Below are 3,212 nucleotides of genomic sequence, written 5' to 3'. Positions count from 1 at the left end.
GGCTGGAATACGCTCGCCACAAAACCCACCGATCAGCCAATTGACCTTGCCGCCTGAAACGATAACTTCATGTTACCCGGGAATACGCCATACCGAATTCCAACCGCATTCCGGACGGCACCTTTCGAAGCCCAACCCTTCAGACAGGAGTTTTCTAATGGCTGAGATCAGCCCTCTTCGCCGCCGCATGATTGAGGACATGACGGTCCGCAATCTTCGCCAGCGACGCAACGATCCTACCTTGCCGCGGTATCGAAGTTGAGCCGGTATTTCGGTCGGTCCCCCGATTGTCTTGAACTGGAGGATATCCGCGTCTTCCAGGTCCACTTGGTGGCGATCGGGATATCCTGGCCGGCGCTCAATCAGATCGTGTGTGCGCTTCGGTTTTTCTACGGTGTGACCCTCGGCCATGACGCCATTCCGGAGCGCATCAGCTATGCGCGGCAGCCAAGCAAGCTGCCGGTGGTGCTGAGCGCCGACGAGGTCGTGCGCTTCCTGGAAGCAATTCCAAGCCTCAAGAGCCGCACCGCGCTGACGACGGTCTATGCCGCCGGACTGCGCGTGTCGGAGGTGGCTCTGTTGAAGATTGCCGACATCGACAGCCAGCGGATGGTCATCCGGGTCGAGCAGGGCAAGGGCGGCAAGGACCGTTACGTCATGCTCTCTCCGCAGCTGTTGCGGATTCTGCGCAGCTATTGGCGGTTGACGCGGCCGCAGCGCCGGATGTTCCCCGGCCGTGACGAGGACCGGCCGCTCGATCCGACCGTATTACATGCAGCCTGCCGTTCGGCCCGCGTGGCGGCCGGCCTGAGCAAGAAGGTGACGGTCCACACGCTGCGGCATAGCTTCGCGACGCATCTGCTGGAGAACGGGGCCCACGTGCGCATCATCCAGGTGCTGCTCGGCCATGCCAGCCTGGCCAGCACCGCGCGCTACACCCAGGTCGCCACCAAGACCATCAGCAACACGCCAAGCCCGCTTGACCGTCTTCGTCTGGAGGTGGTGCCGCCCGGCTGAGCGGCACCATGGCTGCGGTTCTGGAGGTGGCGGATGTCTTCCGCCGCCACGGCGAAGCGTTTCGGCAGGCCCGTGCCGGGCATCTCGGCCGCGTCGAGCGGCGCGTCATGGGCGCCATCACGGCATGCCGGACGGCAGCACTCGGCGGGCATGTCGAGCAGTGCGATGATTGCGGTGCGACACGCATCGCCTACAACTCCTGCCTTATGGGCACGATTTGTAACGGGGAGTTGGCGGCAGCGGCGATGCCCGCATTTCTCATAGACGGCAGATTCCTGGGTATTGTCTGCCGTTCAGCTCTCCATAACCACTGCGTCTTCCCGCCCTCTGCAACTGGCCACCAACGGCCAGTCACAAAGAGGGACCGAGATGCTGGAGACCTATTTTTTGGCGCCAAAGATGCTTGCGCACCTGCGAAACGGGCCAAGCGGATCGTTCATTGACGGTTTCGCCCAGTCGCTCGAACGGAGCGGCTATCGTCCGGCCATCGCAGTGCGCTATCTACGCGCGGCGGCGCACCTCGGCTATTTCGTGTGCGAGCAAGGTGGAACGTTAGCCGACATCAATCTTGCAGCTTTCCACGAGCATCTGCGAACTTGTCGTTGCCCGCGAGCAAAAGGCGGGCGGCGAAACCACCACATGACTTTCGGCGCCAAGAACTTTCTCAACTTTCTTCAACAAATTGGCGTTCACCGCACCAACGCGGCACCCGCCATTCAAAGCCCCGAGCCAGCGCTCGTTGTCAGCTTCCAACACTGGCTGCGCAAGCATCGCGGTGCCGCCGAACCGACGATCCGACAGTACGCTCGTGGGGCCACCCGCCTGATGATGGCGCTTGGCACCGATCCCACAGGGTGGAACGCGACAGCTGTGCGGCGGTATTTTCTGGAACGCACGGGCCAGGGCGGCAAAAGCTCCGTCGAAAAGCTGATCACCAGCCTGCGGGTGTTCTTGCGCTATCTCGCCGTCCAGGGTCTCTGCCAAGCTGATCTCGACAAGGCCGTGCCCGCTTACGCCTCATGGCGCCTGGCCGAGTTGCCAAGGTATTTGACAGCGGAGCAGGTGGTCGACTTGCTCACTGCGTGTGATGGCGATTCACCTGGGCGTCGCCACGATCGCGCGATCCTCCTGCTGCTGGCACGTCTCGGACTTCGAGCCGGCGACGTGGCGCAGCTCCGCCTCGCTGATATCGAGTGGCAAGCCGGTACGCTGCTGGTCTGCGGGAAATCCGGCTATCAGGTTCGTCTCCCGCTCCCGCAAGAGGTTGGAGACGCGATTATCGCCTATATGGAATGCCGGCCGACCGTTGCTCAGAGTGATCGCGTCTTCCTTCGAAACATCGCTCCATTCCGGCCATTCCTCGATGGTGGCAGCGTGTCATTGGTCGCAAAGCGCGCCATGAGGCGGGCCGGCGTGGTTACGCCAGTCAAAGGCGCCCACGCCTGCGCCATACGGCGGCAACTCAGATGCTGCGCAATGGCGTCCCCCTCGAGCAAATAGGCTTGGTCCTTCGGCATCGGGGCGTCGATACGACGGCGCATTACGCGAAAGCCGACGTCAACCTGCTGCAGCAAATCGCGCAGCCCTGGCCGGAGGCACTCTGATGTTGAACACCGTAGAGGCCTACCTCCGCCTGCGCCGTGCTGCAGGATTTGACATGACAATGGCTGAATACTTGTTGAAGAGCTTTGCTGGCTTTGCGACCGACCGCGGGGACACGCATGTTCACGCGCAATCGGCGATCGACTGGGCGGCTCTCGGCCCGTCTGTGGCGCAGCGCGACGCGCGGTTGAAAGCCGTCTGCCGCTTCGTACGGTTCATCAGGGTTGAAGATGGTCGGCACGAGGTGCCGCCGGCCAATCACTTTGGCGCCCGCAAGAAGCGCCGGCCGCCGCACATCTACTCGGCAGACGAGATCAATCGCCTCATCGAAGCCGCCCTGCGCATTCGCCCTGCGAGCGGGCTGAGACCTCAAACCTACGCCACTCTGATTGCCTTGCTTGCGGTCACTGGGTTGCGGATCTCCGAAGCGTTGAAATTGCAAGTTGCCGACATGACGAATGACGGACTACTGATCCGGGAGACCAAGTTCCGGAAGACCCGTTTGACGCCGCTGCATCACTCCGCAGCGGCAGGCTTGGAGCGCTATCTGAGGCGAGGCCACCCTCGTTCAAGCGATGCCTATGTGTTCGTCT

1 protein-coding gene and 3 pseudogenes are annotated in these 3,212 nt (G+C 62.2%); all 4 read left to right on the top strand.

Annotated elements, in window-relative coordinates:
• The first annotated feature begins 157 nt into the window (after positions 1 to 157).
• Positions 158 to 1,017, top strand: a pseudogene (locus ABSE61_RS36735) (tyrosine-type recombinase/integrase).
• An 8-nt stretch (positions 1,018 to 1,025) separates the two neighbouring features.
• Positions 1,026 to 1,220: pseudogene (locus ABSE61_RS36730) on the top strand (transposase zinc-binding domain-containing protein); the annotation flags it as partial.
• 166 nt (positions 1,221 to 1,386) lie between these two features.
• Positions 1,387 to 2,621: pseudogene (locus ABSE61_RS36725) on the top strand (tyrosine-type recombinase/integrase).
• Positions 2,621 to 3,212, top strand: a 592-nt coding sequence (locus ABSE61_RS36720) for a tyrosine-type recombinase/integrase (RefSeq protein WP_423876045.1), incomplete at its 3' end; no start/stop codon positions are given. The pseudogene ABSE61_RS36725 and the gene ABSE61_RS36720, both read left to right, overlap by 1 nt.

It is taken from the genome of Bradyrhizobium sp. (assembly GCF_049519115.1).
In the GTDB taxonomy this organism is placed as follows: Bacteria; Pseudomonadota; Alphaproteobacteria; order Rhizobiales; family Xanthobacteraceae; genus Bradyrhizobium.
The sequence above is the reverse complement of the archived record's forward strand: the minus strand, read 5'-3'. Positions and strand labels throughout refer to the sequence as shown.